The sequence below is a fragment of the Evansella halocellulosilytica genome (assembly GCF_002335745.1).
Classification (GTDB): domain Bacteria; phylum Bacillota; class Bacilli; order Bacillales; family Salisediminibacteriaceae; genus Bacillus_CA; species Bacillus_CA halocellulosilytica.
This window is the reverse complement of record NZ_NIST01000001.1, coordinates 1016534-1034883: the sequence shown is the minus strand read 5'-3', so window position 1 is coordinate 1034883 and position 18350 is coordinate 1016534. Positions and strand designations below refer to the sequence as shown.

Sequence of the window (18350 nt, the reverse complement as noted above, 5' to 3'; positions counted from 1 at the left end):
CTTCCTTATGTGCTTCTTGAAGTATGCTTACTTCCGATAGATTAACTGACGCAATAATGCGTCGAGAGGACCACGCATCTTCTTTTTTTCCAACAAAACAGCTAGCCCCATTGCGGTTAGCCAAATAAAAATAGCAACGACTGCAGCACTCGTACTAGTCATCATTCCACCTAGACCGAATGCTACTGGTGACAAAAGAATGACGAGCATCGTTTCATTAAACACATAAAATGTCAGTGATCTTTTTCCTAACGCAGCAATTGCCTTTGCTATTTTCCCTGGATGGGTAAGAGCAGAACCAATAAGTCCAAACATTGCCGCATAACCAAAACCACCGAAAAATCCCGTTATCATATGCAATGCGTATACGAGTCCAGCGATCACTGGAGCTGGTTCCCACCATTGTGTGCCGTATAGCGCTAAAGGTAGTCCTCCTATAATTGATACAGATAAACCAATAATTGCGATCAGTTTTAGTTTATGACGATGAATCTGTGGTTCTGTTAATAGACGCTTTTTCGCAGCCCACATCCCTATCAACATAGGGACAACGACAGGAAACAGAAGTTGAATGAAGATGGAGATGAAAGGAAAACCAAGCAACCTTTCTAAAGCCATGTCAGCATAAGTATTTGTGGCAGATAATCCACTGTCAAATCCTAATCCACCTAACTCATATGCGATAACCATCCACGCTAACGGTAGCCAAAAGAGAAAAAATATACAGATGATGATCATTGTTCGTGTAAACACTCGTCTATGACGAAATAAGGTCCAACCAATTAACAAACTTGCAATACCATATGCCGCGAGAATATCATCTCCGCCAATAATAACTGATAACACGATCCCAAAAAAGATTAAAAAGAAAGCCCGGCGCTTTAATAATCGTCTTGCTTCCTTTATGTCTGTTCCAGCTTCAAGTTGACGTTCAATGACGAGCACCATACCGTAGCCAAATAATGCGGCAAACATCGGTCGCGCGCGATTATCAACAAATAATTGCGAAATAAAATCAATCACTCCATCAACTTTTGTCACACTTTCAGGGCGGTTCATCACGCCTGGTTCGAGCCCGAATAAGAAAATTGGTGCATGGGCAAGTACGATAAGTAAAAGCATTAAGCCTCTAGCTAAATCGAGCGAAAGTGAACGCTCACGTGATGTGACAGCTCCACGCGTGATCCCCTTTTCTGATTGTTTTTTATGATCAGTAGCTTTCATAGTCAACACACCCTTCAGTTTCCAAAAGACGTTTAGTTATATTTGATTAATCGTACAATTATTTGATTGGTCGATCAATCAATATTGTATCATAACCGACTATTAAACACGAATGAATTTTTAGATTCCGTTTTATATACAGAGCAAACGCAAAAATGAGGATATAAAAAAAGCCTTCCAGTTGGTTATTGAAAGGCTTTTTTGGCTAATTGACTTTTTTCTACCGTCAAGGGACTCGGAATCTTCTCTTGACAGTTCTATTACTCCTTTTCCTACCGCCAAGACTCTACTTTTCGTTCCTTGGCTGTAAGGTGCATCCGCGAAAATTCGATTCTTCATCATTTAGAAAATACGCTATATAAAAAACTAAGCACCACCTAGATGATACTTGGTTATGACACATTATTTATTTCGAATATATAAATAGATCAGCGCTCCGACAAAAGGTAAAAACAATGTTCCAAACAATACAATTAGTGCAAACTCTTTACTATGGCCTTTCGATTGTGCATCACGGTAGGCCCACAAACTCGTCACAACATTTATGATTAGTCCAATTAAAAGCAATGACAAAACGATGATTAAATTGATTGTGTTCGGCTCCACCAAAGTCCTCCTTTCATTGAGAAAGAGGCCACCGTAACAAGTGATGTGGAGGGATTGTTACGGTAACCTTTTTCAGATAAAATCCGATTGCTATCTAGACTTCGGGTTCCTTAAGCCTTTGTTATATAGCTTTCATTCTTTAGTTGTATATGTCATTCATCCAATCGACGATGCCCATATTCTTTTCGAATCGCAGTTGTTCAACATCGTGATGTCCAATCAGGTTTCCGTCTTTAATGGCAATGACTTCATCCAAAATCGTTTCCAGCTCTTTGATCTCATGAGTCGTAATGAGAACCATCTGTTTTTCCAAATCGATAAATGAAATAAACCCTTTGACAATCGAATCTCGCACCATTGGATCTAATCCAGACAGCGGTTCATCCATGAGAATGACTGGTACTTCACGAGCTAACGTTAAGACAACTTTAAGTCGGCCGCGATTTCCTTTAGATAGGTGCTTTAGTTTTGCTTGACGATCCAGCTTCATAAACTTACGGATTTCCTCCGCTTTTTCCTCATTAAAATCTTGAAATTGAGAAGCAAAAAAATCGATTGTCTGGCCGACATTATAAAACCCATAATACGTGTCAAGCTCTGATAAATACGATACTTGATTCGCAACTCTTCGATCGACCTTAACCCCATTTACCGTTATCGTACCGCTTGACGGCCGGATCAACCCTGCAATTAATTTTAAAGTCGTCGATTTTCCGCTTCCGTTCTCTCCGACTAGACCAACGATCCTTCCTTTATTCAACTGTAAATCTATATCTTGCAATGCAACATTGTTTCGATATTTTTTCGATACTCGGTTAAGTTCAATCATTTTTATCCTCCTGCTCCCTTTTTTGCAAAAACTGATGTAACCCAGCTTCAATTTCTTTGTTTTCATATCCCATCTCGTACATTCCTTGTACGAACTGCTCGATTTCTCTCAGCTTCATTTCTTCTCTCATTTGATGCAAAACATGCTCATCCTCAGTAACAAATGTTCCTTGCCCTCTTCTTGATTCCGCAATCTTCATTCCTTCTAATTCACGATACGTCCGCTGAACTGTATTCGGATTGACATTCGTTTTTATCGCCATTTCACGAACAGAGAGAAGCTTTTCACCCGGCATTAACTCACCTCGTAAAATTTGTCGAATGACTCGATTTGCTAGTTGATAATAAATCGGTTGCGAAGATTGAAATTGATCAGTCATCGTCTACACCTCAACTTTTCGGTTCAACAGCCAAGTAGCAGCAGCAAATATGATGACAAGTAGCACGGCTTCGTACAATATAGCTCCTACGTAAATCGTCGCCATATCTGTGACGACTTCACTTACAGCACCTGACTCTAAATCCATTGAATAACTTAATCCAGTTAACATATTACCAAGGTTTATTCCGCCCCATTGTGTCAGCAGGTCATAAATATTTAAGGAAGTGAACCAATTGTAAACATTCAGCGTAACGATCACGAAAATAAAGGTTCCTAAGAAGCTCAAAAATGTGCCAACCCATCTAGTGAGACAGAGGAAAATCATCCAATAAAACAAAAACCAAATGGCAATTGAAATCGCCATAAAAAAGAGCGAAATGAAACCATAGATGCCACCTTCAATTATGTGCGCCCAAGAAACTGGGACTGCGACCGCATCAGAAATGAAAACGACAGTTAAAGCAACAGCAATCGGAATCGTTATCGTGATAAGCATTGAAAAAATTCCAGCAACGAATTTCGCTAACAACAACCCATATCCTGGCATCGGATTATGCAGCCATAAATGAAGCCGTTTCCGTTCAAATTCTAAGCTGTAAAGCAAATAATAAACTAAGTAAAAAACATGAAGAATAACGGCAATCCCGCTTACAATTAGTAGTGCTTCGATTCCAAACCCAGCCCGATTTGCAAAATAGATAGCAATAATACTAAACACAATGTAAGAAGCAATGGCAAGAATTAAAGCTGGCTGCCCTAACCGAAATTCTTTTTTTACTAAACTCCACCAAGCGTCCATTTATAAAACCTCCAGTAAATTGAATTAATGTATTAGTGTACTATCTTAATAATACACACATACAATCTATGTGTCAAACTCATCTTTCATATGATTGATATCATTACAAGTACGAACGGTTTCATTCAATCCTCTTTATCGACACAATCTCTTAGGTTTATCCATCCCTTTGGCTAATCGTAAACACCCCTAGGTCGGCTGACCTAGGGGTGTTCATACAACAAATAAGATTAAGTTAAATTCCGTCTTATAAAGATTCGCACGACAAGGCTCATTATACGTCATCCATACAATAGCTATCCTCATCACAACTTTTTTAACCTGTCGAATCGAACGCTATTTTTTCCACAGACCGATCGCGGTTCCAGTCATCCATAGATAAACAGAGCCGTAAAGAATACGCTGAAACAACCCTCCTGGTAAATCAATCATGGAAAATTGAAGGAAGATGAGTAAAAGCGTGATTATGTTTATAGCCGTACAAACATAGGTCCAAACCGCTAATTTCGGCATCTCCTTTCGAATAGATAATCCGATGATCACCATCGCGGGTATTTGAACAAACATCCCTGGAAGTGAAGCAAGCGTATGCCAAATAAAACTTACGTCTGCCGGAATAATTCCAGATATCGTATAACTCAGTCCAAAAATGGCAAGTAACACAGTCGCAATGACGTTTGTCTTCTTTTTTGGCCAAAATTGATGCAAGCAGACGGCCCCGACAAATATGACAAGACCTGTTAATGTAAATATCCAATTCATGAACAAATGATTCGGTGAACATATCTCATAAGAAGCTAATGCATAAGTATCCGTACCGCATATCGTTACTCCGAGATCACTCATCGGTTGATGGAGAACTTGATATGGTGCTGTCGTCCCTCTAATAACAACATACTCGAAAATAAAATATGTACTCGTTAGAATCCACGATATCATCCCAATTTTAGCTGTCGCTTTCGTTTTTCGCCAAAACGGTGTTAAAGAAACAGTTATGATTGTTATGAGAGCCATCAGTATATATGGCATGTAAAAATTTCTCCCTTCGTGGTGATTTATCAAAAAAAAGCTGTTATCATGAAACGATAACAGCAGAAATATCACCTGACATCCAGTTCAAAAAGATAGATCGCTTCTTCCTTTGCACTGTCATCCCATTGAGCATGAATTTTATAATAGTAAGCTCCATTTTCTTCTGGGGCTGTAAAAGTTTCTGAATCGCTAATTGTATGAGCTTCGCCTGTCTCGGTTTCAATAATTGTCATGCTATCTGCTGGTGGTAAACTTCCACTTGGATCTAGACTTTCCATCAGTTGAATTTGCTCACCTTCACTTACGAATATCGGTCGCTCCCCCCTATTTTCTAGAACTTGTTCAGCACTGCTAAGTTTCGAACACTCTTTTTCTCCGCCTTCCCAACAGTACGTGAATAATAGAGATTTATACAAAGTCCCGTCAATCGAGAGTCCAAGCCCTAGTGGTTTAATTTCAGGTTGTTCGTCGTTTTCCCCATCGCGAACCTCTTCATTCGTTTCTGTGACGACTATTGTCTCGCCTTCTTTACTCGAACATCCGACGAGAGCCATACCAATTAAAAGGACTAGCAAATATTCCCACCTTTTCATTTGCCCTCCCCCTTTCTAAATGTCTGAATTTTCCGTTATATTACAAAAACTTTATCATACACCCTAAATACTGTCAATTCACCCTATTAATTGGAATTGCCTAGCCTACATCCACTACGATTCTTTTGTCTCAGCTTCATCAATTTGAGCGTGGCGCATCGGAGAGAATGTAAACCAAGATCCAACGATCGAAAACCCTGCAATGATGAACCATAATGCTGTTCGAAATCCAAATAATTCTGCAATTAACCCGCCTAATGGGGCGCCAATAACAACCATACTCCGGTTAATCGAGCGCATCGTTGCATTCACGCGCCCATGTAAATGTGCTGGTGTAATCAATTGCCGGTATCCCATTTCAAGCGGCCCCTCGACTCCCATTGCAAAACCATAGAGAAACTGTCCGAGTCCAATCATGAGAAAAGTCCCCATTAAAAGAGTGCCTTGTTCAGCTGATGGTGCTAATACGATTAGTACGACCGCTGGACAATAGAGAATACGAGCAAAAGCAATGCCGCGTCCGATTCCCCAATAATCTCCAACTCGAGTAGATAGCGTAGAACCAAGAACAGCACCGATCCCCGCTGATGATAGTACGATTCCTAAAGTCGATGCATTGAATCCTAACTCTGTGAGCGCAAAAGTGACGAGTACCGTACCGACCATACTGTGAAAAAGGAACCAAGCGTGCGTATTTAAAGCTAACGTACTTAAATAGCGATGCTTGTAAATCCAACGCAAACCACCTTTTATTTGTCCCCACATCCGCTTTTTCGGCTCTTTTTCTCGTATAGGGTGATGTTTAATGGAAGCCATAACGAATCCAGAATAAAGGTAAAACAGACCGTTTACTAAAATGGCAAACGGTGCACTAATCCAAGAGATTAATAATCCAGCAACAGTTGGCCCACTCGTTTCAGATACAGCTGCACTTTGTTCCAGTCTTGCATACGCTCGCATTAATAAACCCCTCGGCACTAATTGAGGCACAAACGACTGGCTAGCTGCATCATTAAACAATGACATCATTCCAAAGAGAACCATAATGGCCATCAAACTGCCAATACCGGCTTCTCCAACAACGACTAATAGACAAATAATGGCAAGCAGAACACCCCGTCCAATGTCGGTGAAAACTAACATCGTTTTACGGCTGAAACGATCAATGAAAACCCCCGTCACTATACATAAGGCAGCCACCTTGAAGCATTTACCCAACCGACATCTACAGTACTCCCTTGCATATGAACGACGACGAGCACTTGTAAAGCGAGTGTCGTAATATAAGTTCCAAAGCTAGAAACTGTCGAAGCGAGCCAGAAACGTACATAGTCTTTATGATCGATAAGATTCACTCTTTTGTCCTCCACATCCTAGCCTATATAAAAATTAGATAGTTCCGTCTCTTTCATTTATCATTCCATCATACACGAAGATTTTGGAAAACCTTTTAATTGTTTTCGACAAAAATAGAGTAATTCCTTTTTAACTAAAAAAACCGCATCTAAGATGATAGAACTACACATTTAGAATGACCGATATATAAGGGGGAAGTACTGTTCCTTTCCCTTCGGAAAAATGAAGCTATGAAACTTGTCACAATTAGACAAACTCCGACTATTGAACTGCTAAAAAACCAATCTTTGTAACTAGTACTTTTATGCAATAATAAGAATCGGTTGTTATTTTTTACATGTAAAGGTGGAATGTGTTAATGAAAGAAAAAAGTGTTAAGTTTATAGCAGGGGTTATCACCCTTTTTGTCGTCATCATAGGAGGATTTTTAGCGTACTCGTTTTTCACTTCCCCAGAAGCAAAGCTTGCTAATGCGATTGGGAACTTAACGAATGAAGATCAGATTCAAGTGGACACTGATTTCACTATGAGTCTTGACTTTGATGGACACCCTTCTGAATTTGGTCTTTACGGTGAAGAGGAAGTATATTTTAATATCTTAAAGGATATTTTTCAAAACATTGAAGGCGAAAATTCCGTTGTTGTTGACTTTGAAAATCATGTAGTCGAATTAGGTGGCTCTTATGGAATATCAGGTGATATTCATGGAGAAGATGTCCATTTACAAGTGCCATTTCGGTTATACTTAGATGAAGATGCTGATGAGATTGCCTTGGATCTTGACCCTTATACAGAGTTCCTTTCTGATTTTATTGATGTGTTATCGTACAATATTTTACCAAACATCCCTGAAATTGAAGAGGAGCTAGCATTATTTACAGAAGGTGAAGATGTAGGAGATTTCCTTTCAACTGAATTAAACACGGCTGTTGTTCCTGTTGTTGAAGAATCAATTAAAGGAGCAAAATATAAAGATTCTTTAGACCTTGATGAAAGAATCTTCATAGAAAATGATGACGAAGATTATTTATTTCATTTCGTAATCGACCATATGATCGATTACTTTAAAGACAACAACGATGGCGATTTAGTGACCGAAGAAGACGGTTGGATTATTCTTGATTTAGATGAAGATTTGATCTTTCACTCTTACTTGTATGCATTAAATGAAGTGAAAGACAATGAGGAAGCAAAAGAGGCATTCGAAAAGGACTCTGATATCGATATTGAAACAGCAATCGCAGACCTTGAAGAAGAAGTAGATACACTTGAAGATGGCACTCTGATAATGGAAGTTGCTTTCATGATTGAAAGCGGCAATATTACAGCAAGTAATGCTGATATGACGATGACGTTTGAAGAAGAAGGAGTCGAATTCAACATTACAGCGACTGCTAGTAGTACCTATAAATATAATGAAGATGTTGAGTTTGTCTTATATGGAGCTGAAAGAAAAGAATTAACAGAAGCTGACCTTGATATGATGTTCTATGACATCGAGCTAGAAGTAGAGTCACATATGGAACAATATATCGATGAATTTGAAGAATACTATGAATATGAACTAACTGAAGAGGAATTGGAACTATTCGAAGCAATTGAAGCTGAGGAAGTTTCGCATGAAGACTTCGGCCTTACAGAAGAAGAAATGTATTGGTGGGTATTAGACCTTGAATATGAAGGATTTGTAGAACCTGGTACTTCTTCTTTATATGAAAATTGATTTACGTATAAAGTGCTTTATAAGACCCAGGCGGGTGATCCGTCTGGGTCTTAGCTGTATCTATACGTCTATAAGGCAGGTCATTTCTACATTACGGTTGCCTTACAGTTTTAAGTGCACGACTCCATAATAAAGTTTGATCCAACATCGACGTCACATACCTAGTATGAAAATCCGCAGGTTTGAACACTTTCGAAGAGAAGTCGGTGAAAATGGATAAAGTTGGATTGGCTCGAACTGTTGCGACTGATAATTCAGCTAAGATCCCGCGTAGATGCTCTGCAGCACGAGCCCCACCTGTAGAACCGTAACTAACAATCCCCGCTGCTTTATCGTGCCATTCCTCGTACGCTGAATCGAGTGCATTTTTTAACACACCGGTTATACTATGGTTGTACTCTTGAACGATAAAAACGAACCCATCCAAACTGGCAACCTTCTTTTTCCAAGATATGATTCCTTTCTCTTCCCCTGCCCCCGTTCCTAAAAATGGTAAGTCATAATTAGCTAAATCGACAAGCTCATAATAAGCACCACCGTGTTCCTCCCCTATTTCTTTTACCCATTTTCCGACTTGCGGGCTTACTCGCCCTTCACGTGTACTTCCTAAAATAATGCCAATTTTTATTTTTTCCACATATAGTCCTCCTAATTCAAATTAACGTTCTAATCCACTGTTAGTACGATTTTCCCTCGAACATGTCGGGTCTCTACAGCTCTATGAGCCTCATTTGCTCTAGATAGTGGAAATGATTGTGATATCACAACACGAAGGTGACCTTGTTCGTATAATTTTGTCAGTTCAGATAGTCTTGATAGATTTCGCTTACTGCGAATTGGGATCGTTCCAAGCTGCTCTGAAAGATCGAATGCAACGATCGTACCGATCCTTTTTCTATCGGAGACGAGCTTCACAGAAGCTCTAAGTGCGTCGTTTCCTGCAGCGTCTAAAGCGGCATCGACTCCAATAGGTGCAATTTCACGTACCCGATCCACAAGACCATCTCCATATGCGACTGGTATCGCTCCTAACGATCTCAAGTAGTCATGGTTACGCGGGCTGGCAGTACCGATTACAGTTGCCCCCCATGCTCGTGCTAATTGAACGGCGAATGTTCCAACTCCTCCAGCAGCTGCGTGTATGAGTACAGTATCTCCTTTACTGATTCCAAGTGCCTGCAAAGCTGTATGGGCAGTCTGCCCTGAAGCAGTAAGGACACCAGCTTCTTCCCAAGGCATACTTTTAGGCTTTCGAACAATTTGAGAAATTGGGACAACGACATATTCAGCATAGCTTGATAGAAGCGACCAACCGATCACTTCGCTCCCGACTGAAAAACCTTCTACCCCTTCTCCAATCATGTCGATGACACCAGCAAATTCATTCCCTAAAATTTGAGGGTATTGGATTTTCACTCCTGGTGGGCTAAAACCTTGCCCACGGATTGCGCAGTCAACGGGCTGAACACCAGCTGATTTTACTTTTACGCGAACTTGCCCGCTCCCAGGAATAGGTTTTTCAAAGTTCATCACTTCTAACACATCCGGGGGACCCGGTGAATGAAAGGCTATTGCTTTCATTTCATCAACTCCTTCATTTTTTATAAACCTTTATGTTTTCGATCAAACATATAAAAAGAGAGACAATCAAAATCGTAATTTTGAGATTTTCGCCTGCGTCCTTAAGATTGTTTGCTGGTACTATTCAGTATATAATTGTAAATAGATAATGAAAAATACATGTTTTGGTATATATGCATATACTGAATGTAATGAAAAGGAGGGGAAAAAGATGGAACTACTCCAACTCCAGTATTTTTTAACTGTAGCAAAGTTAGAACATATGACGAAAGCTGCACAAGAACTTCATATCTCCCAGCCGGCTTTAAGCAGAACGATTCATCGCCTAGAAGAAGACTTAGGGGTACCATTATTTGATCGAAAAGCACGGCAGATCCGTTTGAATCCATTTGGAAAAGCTTTTGAAGCGAAAGCGAAGGCTGCGATCGAGTTACTCGAAGAGGGACGCCGGGAAGTCGAGGATCTATCCGGTTTAAAACATGGCCGTATTCATTTAGCTATTATGAATATGGAACAGGTGAAAAAGCCTTTGCAGACTTTTTTAGCTGAACATCGAGAAGTCCATTTTCAGATGTTCCAATCGTCGATGGACGATTTTGAGAATCTAGAAACAAACAAAGATGTTGATTTTTATTTAACTTCTCTGCCGATTCAACGGGAAGGATTCGTTGAAATTCCATTGATTCGTGAAAAGCTCTACCTTGCAGTCCCACACAGACATAAATTTGCAAACCGTAAATCGATTGACCTTCGTGAAGTGGAGACTGAACCTTTTGTTGGGTATAAAGAAAATTCTCCTCTGCGAATCATGAATGATGATCTTTGTAACCAAGCAGGATTTCGTCCAAAAATGGTGTGTGAAACGGAAGATCCAGCAAGTATCGCTGATCTTGTTCGAGCTGGATTTGGTATCGCGATTGTTGGTGGCTGTAAAAGTGAGGAAGAGCTAGACTTAGTCAAACTGCCGATTGAACATCCTACAGGAGAAAGAATCTTTCGAATTGCTTGGCGGGAAGATCGTTATTTATCACAGGCAGCAGTTGCATTTAAAGATTTTATAATAACCTACTTCAAAGATGAAGAAACGATAGACAATGAAGTTAGAAAAACATTGATGTTGCGGTAGAAAGGGAGTAATCAGTAATCCGCCACGTTTGTCTAGTCATATGTAAAACATCCATCAGCAATACGATGCTGATGGACGTTTTCGTTCGAGATTAATCTATCAATCTTCTTTACTGACGACCTCTAACTCTTCCTTAAAATATTTCATTGTGAGAGCCTTCTCATTCTCATCCTGCTTATCAAATACGAGCTGCTGATTAACTCCCAAATATCAAGAGTGAATCCGCTCTTTTCATCTTTGATCACCTTTTGCAATGATGATATAAAAGGAGACTATAATCCTCTTCTATTGACTCCACTTTAACAAGGATAACGCCCAAACATCTATTCTGACCTAATCGCCAAACATCTTTTGATCCCATTACTTATACGTAATCTTTCGCCAAACAGTCTCCATCGGTCCCATGCTATGAGTTTTTAACCAATAATGACTAAATAATATTTGAAAGAAAAAAATAACAACAGCTAATAAAAATCCTTGTAATTCATTTATTTCTCCAAATAAACCAAAGCCGTAGCTATAAAAGATTGTTGTACAAATGAAAGATTGAAGTAGATAATTCGTAAACGCCATTCTCCCTACTTTCTGTAAGAAAACAGACCTCTTTTGCCAATTGCTACGTTGCATAAATAAACAAACACTTGATATATAAAAGAGTGCTAGTGCTGGTCCGCTTACAGAATGACCTAAAAGTGAAAGCATATAATAAGGGATACTTCCTTCGCCACCCTTCAGGTTCGCCCATAACATGAGCATAAGAAAAGGAAGACCAATAACAAAACATACGTTACGAATTTTTATTATTTTCTCCCTCCGATGCACCCTATTCTCGATCAACCCACTTTTCCATGAGTATACACCTAGCAAAAACAATCCTAACACAACTGGCACCATTAGAACATAGCCTTGGTATATGAAGAGAATATCGACTAGTCTTTGAAGAAAAACCTCAGATAGCGTCCCTTCAGAATAAGTATAACTTGATTTATGCATGATCACTTCAATTTGATGTTTAAAGGCACTATTCATATTTAGTCCAAATAATAAAACCATACTAATAATTACGGCAGGAATAGTTAATAAAACAAACGACCAGATTAACATCGAGGATTGCCTTTTCTTTATAAAATACAGGAGTAAAAAACCGACTAATGCATAGAGCGTTAAGATATCTCCATACCAAATAAAAAATAAATGAAACAATCCTATTAGTAATAGAAAGGTAAGTCTTCGTTTCATCAAACGTTTGGCACACAGCCCCTTTTGTTTAACTCGAGAAATAAAAACCGCAACGCCTATACCAAATAAAAACGAAAACATACTAACGAACTTAAATTCAAAAACAAGTTTAATGAATAAGTCTATGATCTTGTTTGTTTCGTTTTGCCAAGCAGTGATGCCAAGCATATCCATGTATAATGCAGGTGTTGAAAAATACTTCATGTTCACAACTAGAATTCCAAATAATGCAATCCCTCTCAATACATCAAGCTCTACATAACGTTCGCTCTGTTTTGTTGGTTCTAACTTTTTATTTATTGCTTCCATCCTTACTTTTGCTCCCATTCAATGATTGCTTTCAACGAATCATATATTTCTGTCCACTCGAACACTTCATCAATATGATACACACCATTGGAAACCTCTTGGTTATAAATGGTTTGGGCAACCCAACTTGCTACAGCTGCAGTAGCCCTTGCTTCTTCTGCCCCGTGAACCATCGTCTCTAATAAGGTATCTTTGCCTTTACGCTTTGCTCGACCTACTACTTTCAAAATAAAAAGTGGCTTCCCTATTTTCACTTTCGTTAAAAGAAACTTTGAGATTTGCAAAGGGGCTATGCTTATAAGCCCTGTTCTTTTTAATAAATAAATACTTTTAGTTACAATACGAGAATCAAAACAAAGGTAAGTATTAACTTCAGGAACGACTAGTGTTTTTCTTAATGTATGCTGATCAGAAAAGTTAAAGGAATATGCCCTTCTCCATCCTAGTTTCTCGTTAAAAAATACCGACTTTTTATCTATGAAACTTCGCACTGTCTTTAGCGTTCCTTTCGACCTCTTATGAAAATCATTTTTCGTCTGTTGTAATGTCCATTCAATTGCACCACCACCATGATGGTCACCTAAACCAAGCATTAAAAATATATCGACTTCTTCGACCGAATCTAGTTGACGATTAAGCCATCCAGCAAGTAAGTTCGTTATACCTGGAGCTAATCCTACACTTAAAATAGCTGTCGCTTTGTTTGTAACCGCCAGATCATTTAGTTTTTCAACTTTTTCCAAAAAATCATTCGATGCTGAAATATCAATATAGTCTACTCCATGTTTGAGACAGAAAGCAGGAAAATAATCATTCGTCTGCTCAACACAAACAATTACAAGTTTCACCTTTTGAAAGATTGAATGATTTGGTTCTTCTAATAGATCTATGACCATTGGTTTGACAAGACCACCTGTTGAAGAAGCAAATTGTTCCGCTTTCGTTTTGTTTCTCCCCGCAGCATATACACGATTCGGAAATAACGAAGCTAATTGTAGACATATCATTTGTCCTACATGACCATACCCACCGATCACGACAATTTGATTTCTATCCATAACTTGCACTCCTTTCTTTGAGGAAATTCCATTACTTTTTAAAGCTTACATAACTAGAAATGAGGAATGAACTGAAGTACCGGCTTACCTCAGTAAATCCAGTTTCATGAAGCAGCTCTACGGTTTGCTCTTCTGTAAGCAAGTCAATTTCGTTTCCTATTGATAATGCAAATTCATCAAAAACTTCCGGCATAATACCTTGGCTAGTCATATAGTTTTTCCACGCCCTCATTTGAACAGAATATGATAATCTCGTTGCATCCCCTTGAATGGTCGTAAGAAAAAATGGTGCATCAGGTCTAAGGTGTTTATAGATACGAGTCAAAAAATTACGTTTATTTTCGAGTCCTTTTATAAAATGTAAGACAAGTATACTTGTAGCTCCGTCATAATAAATGTCCTCTGAAAACTTCTCCCATGCTATTTGTTTAAAGCGAACTCGCTCACTAAAATGACTACTTCTTTGTTGCGCAACTTCTAGCATTGGCTTCGAAGAATCGACAGCTGTGAACCTCCATTGACCCCTAGCGATCCCTAGCGATTCCTAGAGTGACTAATTCTTGACCACCTCCAGCACCTACAATTAATAGTTCTGGTTTATTTATATGTTCTAATATGACAGTCAAAAGATTTACAATGAGTTCGTAAATAAGGGAATAACCTGCAATTTTTCTTGGTATTTCTTTCTCATAGCAAGCTACTTTCGGATCACTCCAAGATTTTGGACGTTTTGTTTCTTTCACTCTAATTGCCCCCTATCAGCTTTTGCTTTTCAATGATTTCTTCATATTGTGTTACAGGACTTCCTTTTAACTCGATCACGCGATTACTAAGTTTATATGTCTCCTCTAGATCATGAGAAACAAGTAGGACAGTGGGTTTCTCTGTTTGCCACAATGTTAATAGAAAGTTATACCTTCCCGCTGTAATCATCGTTGGAATGATAACACAGTCACTTCAATGTGCTCGTGATGTGTTTGCTCGTGATTCATCATGCAACCGGTAGCAAAGAACAATACACCAACAAACTGCACAAAGATTAGCTTTCTAAATATCATCTTTTCCCCCCTTCCACTTTCATGTAATATAATGATAGTAATAATCATTATCAATTATAAAAATAAATGAAATTAAAAAGAATCCCATAAAGATGGGATTTTAAGTGGATTAGCATTGTAGAGACTCTTTACTCGATAACAATTTCTAATATGAGGTGTATGTAATGACGACAACAATTAATAATCATAAGGCGTATGATTCGTACTCTTTTCGTAAAAATACTATACATGAGTTAAAGTCAAAACTAATATTTGAAGCCGCTTGTTTTACAACGGTTGATCCGCATACACTTCTTTCAACAGGTGCTGTAACAGATGGACGTATCGAAAAGATTCATTCACGATTATTTGAGAGTGAATATTTAACCGATGACTACAACAGCTTTATAGTATTAGCAAAATCAACTAAACCGATTGCACTTTTAAGTCAATCTACAGAGGGTGAATTAAGACGGAGCCGCCGTTACCGTGACATTCTCCTCCCCACTGGTTTTGGAGATGAATTACGAGCAGCACTGATGTACAGAGGAATGTGCTGGGGATTTTTAACATTATTCCGTTCAACCGATCAAGGTCTATTTTCTAACGATGAGCTTAAACAACTTTCCTACTTGATACCTTCGATTGCTCAGTCATTACAAACATTTTCATTACGACCTCCAAAGTTAATTCAAAAGCAGTCGTTTGAGTCGGGCATTCTCATCCTCAATGACAGCTTCAATATCCTCTCATCCAATGCTGCAGCTGAGTCACTACTTGAATGGTTACGAGATAGGGAAAAAGTCGAAAGCCACATTTTACCACGACCAATTCGAGCAATCTGCTCACAAGCAAAAGCTAATGCCATAATTAGAAATAGAGATGCAGAAAAGGCTAAATTGTGTATACGTATGTCAGATAGTACTTTCCTTTCCATTCATGCGAGCAAACTAAATGGAACAACGTCACAATTCGCCGTGATGACAGAACAAGCAAAACCCCAAGAGGTTGTAGCACTGCTTTATGAAACCTATGACCTGTCCTCACGTGAAAAACAACTTGTTAATCAGTTATTGTATGGTCATTCAACAAAACATATAGCGGAAACATTATCGATATCTGTCTATACAGTACAGGACCACTTAAAATCGATATTTATGAAAACTGGTGTAAGAAGCCGGAGAGAATTAATTTCACTGCTCCTCTCTCATTATAAAATTTAGCATCTCACCTAGGATGTCAGATTTATTGGACCTCTTTTCCTAAGTCGAACCAGCATCCCCACCGTCTATCTAGTCATATGTAAAACGTCCATCAGCAATACGATGCTGATGGACGTTTTTGTTCGTGATTATCTATCAATCTTCTTTACTGACCACCTCTAACTCTTCCTTCAAATATTTCATAGTGAGCGCTTTCTCATTCTTATCCTGCTTATCAAACACGAGCTGTTCAATTAGCTCCCATATATCTTCAAGCCTTCTTTTCCATTGATAAAACTGTAATGCCTCTTCATTCATTGTAAAGTTTGGATGTGCTTTCGCGTAGATATTCAAAAATTCATTGAAGTACGATTTATCATGAAGAAACATCAAATCAGCTTCAACAGGAGCCAGTTTCAAACCTTCCCAATCAATTAATATGAATTGTTGTCCAGCTTGCATCATATTCCAATTGTGCAAATCCGTATGACAGAGAGATAACTTAAGCTCCTTTGATTTTAAACTTTCAGATAAAAGTTGTACCCTTTCTATCAAATGATTGATATTCGTTACATAGGGATGGACGAGTTCCCATATATCAAAAGGAAATTCGTTCTGATCATAATTGATCGTCTTGTGCAATGAAGTTATAAATGGAGCGTTATAATCCTCCTTTATTGCACCCGTTTCGACAGGGATCTCTCCCCCATATCGATGAAGCTCTGAAATGAACACCGCTAGCTGTTCAACCTGTTTATTCGTTAGTCTTTTTTCTCCGATCGTTTCCCCTTCAATGAATTCATGCAGCAAATAAATATTTTCCTCATCTTCACATTTACATTTGCCATCCTTTGTTAAAATCGGGACTGGAACATGATCTTTTAGACCGCTATTTTCAGTGAGCCATATCAAAATTGGCACATATAAATCGATCATCGCTGTCAATTTCGGCGTAGATGACCGATGTTTTTCATACACCTTTAAAAAATAGCTTTTCTTTAAGTCACGTACTTTATAAGCTAGTGCTGACCATCCGCCTTGCTGTGGTGATACTTCCAAAGCGTCTATATTGTACGAGTCTTTTAAAACCCTCTTTATCTGATCCATAATCGTTTCTTCTCCTTTAAAGGTTATCTTGACTTCACATTTTAGACTTAAAATTCGTTCAACTTTCTTCTTTTTGCCCTAGGCCATCTAAAATTCGGAACGCGTTCGACCATCGTTTTAAAAATGATTCCCCATTGTGTCTCCGATAAGAATCCTACAGAAAGATCCTTTTTTATTTGAAGTGTTCTTTTTAAATGTTTCATTTGTGGAGGAGTAAATATCCCCCGCAAAGCAATATCAATCGGTAACTGTGGATTTTTAAGCATGAATTCTGCCAACCCCTGAAAGATAAAATAATCATTTATTGGCACAACCGGTGTTTGTTTCCGATTTATCCGTATGATTGCAGAGTCTACTTTTGGTGGCGGAGAAAAATTTTTTCTTGATACTTCTTTAACGTAACAAATCTCATAATACATTCTCCAAGTGATGACGTATGCATCTTTAATAAAACGAGATGTAAATCGTTTAGCTGCACCCTTTTCCATCACAATAACTGCTCTTTGAACGCTATTTTTCGGATTACTGAAAAGCATTTTCATAACCCTCGTCGTAATCGCATAAGGGATACTTGAAACGACAACAAACGGTTCTCGTGGCAACAAGATGTTTAACATGTCTTGCCTTATAATTGATGTGTTTTCCATTCGAAGCTGTGCTAATTTCTCAATGAGCTTATCATCATATTCAACAGCGATCAATTTTCTCGCCCTGTCACTCAAACTTACTGTTATTGCCCCTTTTCCAGCTCCTAACTCTAGTACGAGATCCCGACTTGAAATGTGAGCGATGTTTACTATTTCCTTTACAATCCGTTTATTGTGCATGAAGTGCTGCCCGCTAAAATTTGCTTGCCCCCGTCGTGATGCTTTCCTCTTGGACGTATGTTTATTCATTCTTTTCGTCATTCATTTCTCAATCCCTTCTTACTTTATCCTTCAGCCCCAATCGCATGAAAAAGCCACAGACATCGTGGTCTGCGGCTTTCAGTAAACGGGATCGATTTTGGAAAAAATAAAGAAAGAAGGAACCTTCAAAAAATAAGCATAACGTAGCCTTCCCTAGTTTTCTAAAAAATCTATTCCTCATATTATCAGGCTCAATTCAAGTGTTTTGCTGCTATTTTAAACCGCAGTTAATAACAATGC

At 38.6% G+C, this 18350-nt stretch carries 21 protein-coding genes; 3 read left to right on the top strand and 18 right to left on the bottom strand.

Annotated features, from left to right (window positions below):
* Positions 1 to 27 precede the first annotated feature (27 nt).
* From CD001_RS04910 to CD001_RS26800, 9 genes are all read right to left on the bottom strand, one after another.
* Positions 28 to 1224, bottom strand: coding sequence for a DUF418 domain-containing protein (locus CD001_RS04910; protein WP_096186449.1), 1197 nt, complete (start codon positions 1222 to 1224; stop codon positions 28 to 30).
* A gap of 402 nt (positions 1225 to 1626) precedes the next feature.
* Positions 1627 to 1830, bottom strand: coding sequence for a hypothetical protein (locus tag CD001_RS04900; RefSeq protein ID WP_179298604.1), 204 nt, complete (start codon positions 1828 to 1830; stop codon positions 1627 to 1629).
* 139 nt (positions 1831 to 1969) lie between these two features.
* Entirely contained in the window at positions 1970 to 2659 is a 690-nt protein-coding gene (locus CD001_RS04895; protein ID WP_096186447.1) for an ABC transporter ATP-binding protein, read from the bottom strand.
* Positions 2652 to 3038 carry a GntR family transcriptional regulator gene (locus CD001_RS04890; protein WP_096186446.1) on the bottom strand — a complete coding sequence of 129 codons (387 nt, stop codon included), beginning with the start codon at positions 3036 to 3038 and terminating at the stop codon, positions 2652 to 2654. The genes CD001_RS04895 and CD001_RS04890 overlap by 8 nt, the downstream gene beginning before the upstream one ends.
* Before the next feature lie 3 nt (positions 3039 to 3041).
* On the bottom strand, positions 3042 to 3839 hold the full coding sequence (locus CD001_RS04885; RefSeq protein WP_096186445.1) for a hypothetical protein: 798 nt from the start codon (positions 3837 to 3839) through the stop codon (positions 3042 to 3044).
* Positions 3840 to 4175: 336 nt separating this feature from the next.
* A complete protein-coding gene (locus tag CD001_RS04880) occupies positions 4176 to 4868 on the bottom strand; it encodes a DUF998 domain-containing protein (RefSeq protein ID WP_096186444.1) in 693 nt (230 codons plus the stop codon).
* A gap of 71 nt (positions 4869 to 4939) precedes the next feature.
* Positions 4940 to 5464 (bottom strand): putative periplasmic lipoprotein, encoded by a 525-nt coding sequence (locus CD001_RS04875; RefSeq protein ID WP_096186443.1) that lies wholly within the window; start codon positions 5462 to 5464, stop codon positions 4940 to 4942.
* A 114-nt stretch (positions 5465 to 5578) separates the two neighbouring features.
* Complete coding sequence (locus CD001_RS04870; protein ID WP_257009705.1) at positions 5579 to 6646, bottom strand: MFS transporter; 1068 nt, start codon at positions 6644 to 6646, stop codon at positions 5579 to 5581.
* Complete coding sequence (locus CD001_RS26800; RefSeq protein WP_257009704.1) at positions 6646 to 6819, bottom strand: hypothetical protein; 174 nt, start codon at positions 6817 to 6819, stop codon at positions 6646 to 6648. Before CD001_RS26800 ends, CD001_RS04870 begins: the two co-directional genes overlap by 1 nt.
* 359 nt (positions 6820 to 7178) lie before the next feature.
* On the opposite strand from CD001_RS26800, the gene CD001_RS04865 reads away from it, so the two are divergent.
* Positions 7179 to 8543, top strand: a complete 1365-nt coding sequence (locus CD001_RS04865; protein WP_096186442.1) for a hypothetical protein — start codon at positions 7179 to 7181, stop codon at positions 8541 to 8543.
* Positions 8544 to 8634: 91 nt separating this feature from the next.
* Here CD001_RS04865 and CD001_RS04860 read toward each other — a convergent pair whose 3' ends face one another.
* Both CD001_RS04860 and CD001_RS04855 read right to left on the bottom strand, forming a co-directional pair.
* Entirely contained in the window at positions 8635 to 9180 is a 546-nt protein-coding gene (locus CD001_RS04860) for an NADPH-dependent FMN reductase (RefSeq protein ID WP_096186441.1), read from the bottom strand.
* Positions 9181 to 9209: 29 nt separating this feature from the next.
* Positions 9210 to 10124 (bottom strand): NADP-dependent oxidoreductase, encoded by a 915-nt coding sequence (locus tag CD001_RS04855; protein ID WP_096186440.1) that lies wholly within the window; start codon positions 10122 to 10124, stop codon positions 9210 to 9212.
* 211 nt (positions 10125 to 10335) lie between these two features.
* Here CD001_RS04855 and CD001_RS04850 point away from each other — a divergent pair, with 211 nt between their 5' ends.
* Positions 10336 to 11250, top strand: coding sequence for a LysR family transcriptional regulator (locus tag CD001_RS04850; protein ID WP_096186439.1), 915 nt, complete (start codon positions 10336 to 10338; stop codon positions 11248 to 11250).
* 360 nt (positions 11251 to 11610) lie between these two features.
* On the opposite strand, the gene CD001_RS04845 is transcribed toward CD001_RS04850, so the two are convergent.
* The 5 genes from CD001_RS04845 to CD001_RS26795 all read right to left on the bottom strand — a co-directional run bounded on the left by CD001_RS04845 (position 11611) and on the right by CD001_RS26795 (position 14914).
* Positions 11611 to 12798, bottom strand: a complete 1188-nt coding sequence (locus CD001_RS04845) for a DUF418 domain-containing protein (RefSeq protein ID WP_179298603.1) — start codon at positions 12796 to 12798, stop codon at positions 11611 to 11613.
* 2 nt (positions 12799 to 12800) lie between these two features.
* Positions 12801 to 13856, bottom strand: a complete 1056-nt coding sequence (locus tag CD001_RS04840; protein ID WP_096186437.1) for a saccharopine dehydrogenase family protein — start codon at positions 13854 to 13856, stop codon at positions 12801 to 12803.
* 31 nt (positions 13857 to 13887) lie between these two features.
* The gene (locus CD001_RS04835) at positions 13888 to 14388 is read right to left on the bottom strand and encodes a class I SAM-dependent methyltransferase (protein ID WP_257009963.1); all 501 of its coding nucleotides are present in this window, start codon (positions 14386 to 14388) and stop codon (positions 13888 to 13890) included.
* Positions 14381 to 14599, bottom strand: a complete 219-nt coding sequence (locus CD001_RS04830) for a hypothetical protein (protein WP_096186435.1) — start codon at positions 14597 to 14599, stop codon at positions 14381 to 14383. The genes CD001_RS04835 and CD001_RS04830 overlap by 8 nt, the downstream gene beginning before the upstream one ends.
* A gap of 186 nt (positions 14600 to 14785) precedes the next feature.
* Positions 14786 to 14914: a hypothetical protein gene (locus tag CD001_RS26795; protein WP_257009703.1), complete on the bottom strand. Its 129-nt coding sequence runs from the start codon at positions 14912 to 14914 to the stop codon at positions 14786 to 14788.
* Between the two features lie 164 nt (positions 14915 to 15078).
* Between CD001_RS26795 and CD001_RS04820 the strand changes: the two genes are divergently transcribed.
* Positions 15079 to 16116 (top strand): helix-turn-helix transcriptional regulator, encoded by a 1038-nt coding sequence (locus tag CD001_RS04820; protein ID WP_096186433.1) that lies wholly within the window; start codon positions 15079 to 15081, stop codon positions 16114 to 16116.
* A 135-nt stretch (positions 16117 to 16251) separates the two neighbouring features.
* On the opposite strand, the gene CD001_RS04815 is transcribed toward CD001_RS04820, so the two are convergent.
* Together CD001_RS04815 and erm are read right to left on the bottom strand one after the other, a co-directional pair.
* On the bottom strand, positions 16252 to 17202 hold the full coding sequence (locus CD001_RS04815; RefSeq protein ID WP_096186432.1) for an aminoglycoside phosphotransferase family protein: 951 nt from the start codon (positions 17200 to 17202) through the stop codon (positions 16252 to 16254).
* A 47-nt stretch (positions 17203 to 17249) separates the two neighbouring features.
* Positions 17250 to 18110, bottom strand: coding sequence for a 23S ribosomal RNA methyltransferase Erm (gene erm / locus CD001_RS04810; RefSeq protein WP_096186431.1), 861 nt, complete (start codon positions 18108 to 18110; stop codon positions 17250 to 17252).
* Positions 18111 to 18350: the final 240 nt, after the last annotated feature.

Coding starts and splice junctions, on each gene's coding strand:
- erm (WP_096186431.1), bottom strand. CDS start 18,110: ATGACGAAAAGAATGAATAAACATACGTCCAAGAGGAAAGCATCACGA.
- CD001_RS04910 (WP_096186449.1), bottom strand. CDS start 1,224: ATGAAAGCTACTGATCATAAAAAACAATCAGAAAAGGGGATCACGCGT.
- CD001_RS04875 (WP_096186443.1), bottom strand. CDS start 5,464: ATGAAAAGGTGGGAATATTTGCTAGTCCTTTTAATTGGTATGGCTCTC.
- CD001_RS04845 (WP_179298603.1), bottom strand. CDS start 12,798: ATGGAAGCAATAAATAAAAAGTTAGAACCAACAAAACAGAGCGAACGT.
- CD001_RS04815 (WP_096186432.1), bottom strand. CDS start 17,202: ATGGATCAGATAAAGAGGGTTTTAAAAGACTCGTACAATATAGACGCT.
- CD001_RS04895 (WP_096186447.1), bottom strand. CDS start 2,659: ATGATTGAACTTAACCGAGTATCGAAAAAATATCGAAACAATGTTGCA.
- CD001_RS04890 (WP_096186446.1), bottom strand. CDS start 3,038: ATGACTGATCAATTTCAATCTTCGCAACCGATTTATTATCAACTAGCA.
- CD001_RS04850 (WP_096186439.1), top strand. CDS start 10,336: ATGGAACTACTCCAACTCCAGTATTTTTTAACTGTAGCAAAGTTAGAA.
- CD001_RS04855 (WP_096186440.1), bottom strand. CDS start 10,124: ATGAAAGCAATAGCCTTTCATTCACCGGGTCCCCCGGATGTGTTAGAA.
- CD001_RS04885 (WP_096186445.1), bottom strand. CDS start 3,839: ATGGACGCTTGGTGGAGTTTAGTAAAAAAAGAATTTCGGTTAGGGCAG.
- CD001_RS04820 (WP_096186433.1), top strand. CDS start 15,079: ATGACGACAACAATTAATAATCATAAGGCGTATGATTCGTACTCTTTT.
- CD001_RS26795 (WP_257009703.1), bottom strand. CDS start 14,914: ATGATATTTAGAAAGCTAATCTTTGTGCAGTTTGTTGGTGTATTGTTC.
- CD001_RS04840 (WP_096186437.1), bottom strand. CDS start 13,856: ATGGATAGAAATCAAATTGTCGTGATCGGTGGGTATGGTCATGTAGGA.
- CD001_RS04865 (WP_096186442.1), top strand. CDS start 7,179: ATGAAAGAAAAAAGTGTTAAGTTTATAGCAGGGGTTATCACCCTTTTT.
- CD001_RS04880 (WP_096186444.1), bottom strand. CDS start 4,868: ATGCCATATATACTGATGGCTCTCATAACAATCATAACTGTTTCTTTA.